The sequence below is a fragment of the Paenibacillus forsythiae T98 genome (assembly GCF_000520735.1).
GTDB lineage: Bacteria > Bacillota > Bacilli > Paenibacillales > Paenibacillaceae > Paenibacillus_AQ > Paenibacillus_AQ forsythiae.
In genome coordinates this window covers 1-6544 of the sequence record NZ_ASSC01000495.1, presented here as the reverse complement: position 1 = coordinate 6544, position 6544 = coordinate 1, and the positions used below count along the sequence as shown (strand labels likewise).

Here is a 6544-nt window from a genome sequence, read left to right as displayed (position 1 = left end):
GGCCAAGCGGCGGGGCGTCGATTTCCGGGACGCCGCCCTTTACCGGATTACACCCGGCGAGCCCGCCGCTTGCTTCGCCTTTTCCCACCTGGACCGGGAGGAGCTGACCGAGGGGATGCGGCGGCTGGCGCTGGCCTGGAGCGATGTGCAAAATGATACGTGAAAAGGTATGATAGGATAAGCTACTGAATGATGAAGGAGGGATAAAGGATGCTGCATGCATCGCCGTCTGCTTTTGTCATACTTCCCGCCTTGGCCAAGATCGTCTGCGAGCCGGGATGGATATGGCATAAGAGGGAGACGCCGCTGCCCAATTACGATCTGTTCTACATCTGGAGCGGGGAAGGCACCGTTGTGCGCAACGGCACAGCCTATGAAGTCGGGAAAGGGAGCTGCTTCCTGTTTCGGCCCGGCGATCATACGAGCGCGTCGCATAACCCGCAGAAGCCGCTTGTGCTTACATATATCCATTTTGACATAAGGGGGCCTGTCACCGATATTCCCGAGCCTTACCGCAAGCTGACGGAGACGGTGGAATTCGAGCATTTGCTTGCCCGATACGTCCGGCTGTTCCTGGTCAAGACCTTCGCCGCGGAGGAAGAGGGTCAGCTGATTCTCAAGCAGATTATGATCAACCTGCTGCGGGAAGACCGGGTCAAGCCGGTGGAGCGCAGCGTCAGCAACCAACTGGTGGAGGTCATTCACGAGGTTGCCAATTATATCAGCCAGCATCCCGGCGCTGTTCATCGGGTAGAGGAGCTGGCGGCCCGCGCGGGGTTGTCGCCGCGCTATTTTTCCATCAAATTCAAGGAACTGATCGGCTCCTCCGTCCAGTCTTACGTTATCCGCACCCGGATCGAGCGCGCCCAGCATTTGCTGCTGTACGCGGGAATGAATGTAACGGAGGTGGCGGATGCCCTCGGATACCGCGATATTTTCTTTTTCAGCCGCCAGTTCAAGCAGCATACGGGGAAGAGCCCCTCGGAAATTCGCTGAATCCAGACTTCAGATGGCTGACCCAAGGGACAAGGACAAGGACGTTCGAGAACGCTTGTGCCCCGGCACATGAATACGACTAACGAACCGGAGACGATTTTGGGTCTTCGGTTTTTTTATATGCCAAGCGCGTTTATAACGGCGGGAAATGGTTTTAAATAGACTATTGTGAGCATAACGGCAATGGAGTCACAGGAAAGGAGAGGGCATATGTACGAAATCGTGTTGCTGCGCCATGGAGAGAGCGAGTACAACCGGCAGAATCTATTTACCGGGTGGAGCGATCCGGATCTGACGGAGAAGGGAATACAGGAGGCCAGGGACGCGGGCAGAATGCTTAAGGAAGCCGGATATACGTTCGACCTCGCCTTCGCTTCGGTCCTCAAGCGTTCCATCAAGACGCTTCATCTGGTTCTGGAAGAGCTGGATCTGCTGTGGATTCCGGTGCAGAAATCATGGAAGCTGAACGAGCGCCATTACGGCGCGCTTCAGGGCCTTAGCAAATTGGACACGGCGGCAAAATACGGCGACGAGCAGCTGCATATCTGGCGGCGCAGCCTGTCGGTCAGACCGCCGCTTCTGGAGCAAGGCGATCCGCGCTACGCAAGAAACGACAGACGCTACCGGGAGGTGCGTCCCGGAGATATTCCCCGCGGCGAGAGCCTGGAGGATACGGTCCACCGGGTCGGCGATTTCTGGGGCAACCGGATCGTGCCGCTTGTCCGCAAGAAGGAGCGCGTGCTCATCTCGGCGCATGGCAACACGCTGCGGGCGCTGATTAAATATATGGATGATATCGACGAGGCCGAGCTGCTGAATCTCAACATCCCGACCGGCATTCCGCTCGTCTACGAGCTGGACGATGATGTGAAGCCGATCCGCCGGTTCTATCTCGGCGAGAAGGAGGAGGTGGAGGCCAAAGCCCGCGAGGTGGCGAATCAGGGGAAGGTGAGCGAATGAAGGAGGGTGGGCGATTATTTTCCTGCTGATGATCTTTGGGAAACCGGAGTATTCGATGTGGAGAACGGACCGGACCGCTAATCCTTCGTAATTAGAGCGGTCCAGTAGGGCATCCGGGCAGGAGCTAACGGGAAATTATCCCGTTATTTTTTCTGACGGGGCTTATTCTTGATGTTAGCCGGGAAAAATTCCTTCTAATTTCCGGCATGAGGTCATCTCCCGGCGCTTCTGCCCGATTTAGCTGGAGCTTTTCCCTTTAGCGCCGCTGTATCCCGATTTTGGATGAAATTAGCTCCGATTTTTCCATTTAATAATTCTTCCTTCTCTTTTCCTCGCGTCTCCGAACAACCGTCCCATACCCAAAAAACAGCCCGGCAGCCCGGCGGATTTCTATCCTGCCAAGCTGCCGGGCCGCTTCGGTTCAAATTACGGCACCCGCTTATTTGGACGGCTGCAAAAAGCCGAGCAGCTCGCCCATCTTGACCTTCGTTCCGGGCTCAAGCCCCGGCCGGGGAGTGAAGATGCCGCTCTCGGTCAGCAGCACCACCGTCGAGCCGAACTCGAAGTAGGCAAGGTCTTCGCCGATTTCCCATGCCTCCCGGCGCTCACCCGAATAGCGGATGCTGCTGACGTTCATCGCGCCCACCTTGACCACCGCAATTTCTCCGGCGCTGTGGTTGATGTAGGTGATCAGCCGTTCGTTGCGGCACAGCACGCCCTTCATATGCTTCATGCCGAACTCGTTAACGGGATAGCAGCGCCCGCGAATGTGGTCGCTCTCCGCCAACTTTCCGGTAACTGGAGAATGAATGCGGTGATAATCCGTCGGACTTAAATACAGCACGAAAAAAAAGCCTTTCTTATAAAGCTCCTGGTGGGGAGAGTGGTTGAGCAGCTCCTCCAGATTATAATCTTGACCTTTTACATTCAGAAGGGTACCCGATTCAATGTTCCCCATCGCCGTAATCAGCGCGTCGACGGGGCTTGCCAGAGCATTCGCTTCTTCCGTGACGGGCCGCATGCCCGGCTTCAGCCTCCGGCTGAAGAATTCGTTGAGGGTTGCATATTCCCGGGGGTCTTTCTCGGCCTGCGAGGCGGGAATTTGATAGGTCCGGATAAATGCCGGGATAAGAAAGCGGCTGATTCTGCTGTGGGAAAAAGCGCCCATGATGCGGGAAATCCATCTGCGCGAGGACAGCTCGGTCATCAGCCGCAGGAGTCGTTTAACCATGGCTTGTCACCCTTCCGTCATACGGCACGGTCCCGGGTCTTACAGGTCCGGGCCGCTCTGCATTATATTGACATAGAATAGAGGACAAATCAATAACGTTATCGCTCCGCTCCGCCATCCAGCAAATACCGCGCATACCCCATCGGCCGCCGGTAGCTGTCCTTCCAGATTTCGGGCAGTCCCGCCTTGATGAACCCGTACCGTTGGTCCCGTCCGTTGCATTCGATGAAAAAAAGCTGCCCGTCCCGCGTAACCCCGATGTCAAGTCCGATATCGGCCAGTCCGGGCAGCCCGCGCTCCAGACAGCGCGCGACCGCAAGGGCCAGCCCGGCGGCCGACATGCGGTAATGAGCGGCGGCGCGGGCGGGAAAGGCCTGCTCCAGCGCAAAGGAGGCCGTTGCCGCTTCTCCGCCTCTGGCAATGTTGGAGACGAAGCCGCCGGGGGGCGCCAGCTTGGCGAAGAGTCCGGTGACGACCCACTCGCCGCCCCATCCCCGCTGAACGGTGACCCGCAGGTCAAAGGGTCTTCCTCCTGCCTCCGCAAGCGGAATGCGTTCCTGGATGAGATAAGAGCTGCCATCCACACGGCGAAGCAGCGGACCGGGGAGCCTGGCGGGATGAATATGGACGGAGGCCCTTTGTCCATGATGGAGATATTCCAGCGTCCAGCTCTCCTTGTCTTTGCGTCTTAAACGCATGATCCCTTTTCCGATGCTCCCCCGGCGGGGTTTCAGAATAAGATCCGGATACTGTTCCATCATTCTTATTAATCCGCCGCTTCCGGTGTCCGTGCCCGGAAGATGGCCGACGAGCCCGGAATCCAGCGACAGCAGACGGTGGATCTCATCCTTGCCGTACCGGCTGTGCAGATTGAACACTTTCACCCCGCGTGCGGCCAGCCGCTGCGTCCCGGTATTTCCGGAAGGATAAATAGCCCGGTTATGAATGACCTCGGGAATAGGGATAACGACTCTCTTATAGCCTTGCTGACTCTTGATATAGACGGCGCTGCAGCCGGAGACGGGATCGATGTCCGCCAGCTTTAAATAGCAGGGAGTCAGGCCATATGCGTCCGCAGCCTCCTCGTAGCATGCGAGGGATTCCCAGCCCGTTCTGCCTTGGGGAACCCCCCGGTGGGCGGCGGCATTCAGCAGTATACCGACGAGTTTTTGCTCCATTCGTTTTATCCCTCCCGTGCGGTAATCCGCGTCTTGCGGCTTATTTCAAACCTCTTCAATCAGGATATGTGCATGCTCGCTTGTCAGGGTGGACGAATGAGCGAGAGGCAGTAGCCCTTTTTCGCAGACTTTCTTCATTGATGGAAGTTGTCCGCTTGACCGGGCACCATGTTCCTGGAGGATGGATCTCTTTTCTATACGCCTGATGGTTTACAAAATGGGAGAAAAGGGTGTCATTCGCCCGTTTTCCCGCATATGATGCTTAGGCGATAACACAGGGAGGGAGGGACTGCTTGTGAGCAGATCCAGAAAAAAGCTGCCGAGCAAGGCGAAGAAACGGCTGTATTTTGTGGATAATCCCAACATCAAGGAACTGAGTGTAGTGGAAGACGGGTGGCAGCAGTCTGGGAAGGGTGATGTGGTAAGTGAAGAAACGGATATCGATCTGACCTTCAAACCGGAAGACACCGTCCCCCCGGCTGTCATACCGGAAGACAGTATGGAAAAAGAGGCGCTGGCGCTGCATTCAGCGGGTGTAGCCGAAGCTGCTATAATCCCTGCCGGGGAAGAAATGGAGGCTGATTCCGACGTCGACTTGAAGCCGGAGCCGATCTCTTTGGCCGGGAAGCTGGAGAAAGAGAAGAGAAAGATCTATACCGATGACCTGTCGAACGGAGCGGTAACCGGCCCGAAAATCGCTCCGCGCAGCATTGACGGGTCGAAGCTGAAGCCGGGCATTATCGGCGCTCCCTGGCTTCAGGATTACGCGGTGCAAACCATTCATATCGCGGACAAGGCGATTACTTCGGTCAAACTCGCGCCGGAATCCGTGTCGGGCATGCATTTGGCCGAAGGCAGCGTCTCCGGCGGCAAGCTGCTGGACCACTCCATCGGCGGGGAGAAGCTGAAGGAGGGCAGCATCGGTCCGGAGAAGCTGGCCGACCGCCTGATCGACGCCAGCAAAATCGCCGAGCGGTCGATTGAAAGCCGCCATTTGAGTGAATTCGTCATCACTGCCGAGCTGTTGGAGGAAGGTGCGGTCACCGGTGACAAAATCCAGAGCGGCTCAATTGCCGGCCGCCATCTGGAGAACGGCCTTATTGACCGTTCCAAGCTGGCTGACGGTTCGGTCGGGGGCGACATCATCGAAGACGGTTCCATTTCCGGCGAAAAGCTGGAGGACGGCATCATCGAAGGCCACCATCTGGGAAACGGCATTATTGGAGCGCAGCATCTTGCGCCGGGAGCTATCAGCAGGGAACAGCTTGGGAACCGGATCATCGGCGGGGAGCAGATCCAGCTTGGCGCCGTCGGCAGCAGTCATCTGGCCGAAGGCGCCGTCAGTTCAAGGGAGCTTGGCGATGACTCCGTGCAGAGCTCGCATCTGGCGCCGGACAGCATCACCGGAGGGCATATCGCCAGCGGGGCCATTACCGGCCGCCATCTGGCAGACCGGGGCGTCACCTACGCCAAGCTGGCCGAAGGCGCCGTAGGCACGGCGCAGCTGGTGGAGCAGGCGGTCACCTCATCCAAGATTGCCGACCAGAGCGTGCTCGGGCACAAGCTGGCCGACGAGGCCGTGAGCACCCGGCATATCGCCAAGTCCGCCGTGCGCGGCCCGCAGCTTGCGCCCCAGTCCGTGGGCAACGCCCACCTCCAGCCCGAAGCGGTAAAGGAAGAACAGCTTGGAGCGGGCGCGGTGGGGCCGGGCCAGATTCAGGACAGCGCGGTGCACTCCCGGCACCTGGCGGCGGGAGCCGTCAGAGGCGGAGAGCTGGCCGGGGAAGCGGTGGGCGAAGGACATCTTCGTCCGCAGAGCGTCACCTCCTCCAAGCTCGCTGAGGGCAGCGTCGTTGCAAGCAAGCTGGCCACGGGCGCAGTCGGCGGTTCCGCGCTTGCGCCGGGTGCGGTGAGCGGCGAGCACATCGCGTTCTGTGCGGTGGGAGAGAAGCATTTCGCCGATTCCAGCGTCAGCGCCCGCGTTCTGCAGGACGCCGCAGTGGACGCCGAGCATCTGGCGGCGGGAGCGGTGGACAGCCGGCATTTGCGGAAGAACAGCGTGGCCCCCATTGCCCTTCAGCCCGGATCGGTGTCGGGGGATAAGCTGGCGGAAGGCGCGGTAAGGGATATTCATCTTGCCGCCGAAGCGGTCCAGCCTCATCATATCGCGGATCATGCC

General features: G+C 58.5%; 4 protein-coding genes and 1 pseudogene. 3 read left to right on the top strand and 2 right to left on the bottom strand.

Translation table 11 applies throughout. The annotated features are described in order from the left end of the window. The first annotated feature begins 210 nt into the window (after window positions 1-210). Both L692_RS0115665 and gpmA read left to right on the top strand, forming a co-directional pair. Window positions 211-996 carry an AraC family transcriptional regulator gene (locus L692_RS0115665; protein ID WP_025701091.1) on the top strand — a complete coding sequence of 262 codons (786 nt, stop codon included), beginning with the start codon at window positions 211-213 and terminating at the stop codon, window positions 994-996. A 210-nt stretch (window positions 997-1206) separates the two neighbouring features. Beyond that, the gene (gene gpmA / locus L692_RS0115660; protein WP_025701090.1) at window positions 1207-1956 is read left to right on the top strand and encodes a 2,3-diphosphoglycerate-dependent phosphoglycerate mutase; all 750 of its coding nucleotides are present in this window, start codon (window positions 1207-1209) and stop codon (window positions 1954-1956) included. A gap of 439 nt (window positions 1957-2395) precedes the next feature. Here the strand turns inward: gpmA and asd are convergent, their stop codons facing one another. Beyond that, the gene (gene asd, locus L692_RS0115655) at window positions 2396-3187 is read right to left on the bottom strand and encodes an archaetidylserine decarboxylase (RefSeq protein ID WP_025701089.1); all 792 of its coding nucleotides are present in this window, start codon (window positions 3185-3187) and stop codon (window positions 2396-2398) included. A gap of 98 nt (window positions 3188-3285) precedes the next feature. Beyond that, window positions 3286-4365 carry a YheC/YheD family endospore coat-associated protein gene (locus L692_RS0115650; protein WP_025701088.1) on the bottom strand — a complete coding sequence of 360 codons (1080 nt, stop codon included), beginning with the start codon at window positions 4363-4365 and terminating at the stop codon, window positions 3286-3288. 295 nt (window positions 4366-4660) lie between these two features. On the opposite strand from L692_RS0115650, the pseudogene L692_RS0115645 reads away from it, so the two are divergent. Beyond that, a pseudogene (locus tag L692_RS0115645) lies at window positions 4661-6544 on the top strand (WIAG-tail domain); the annotation flags it as partial.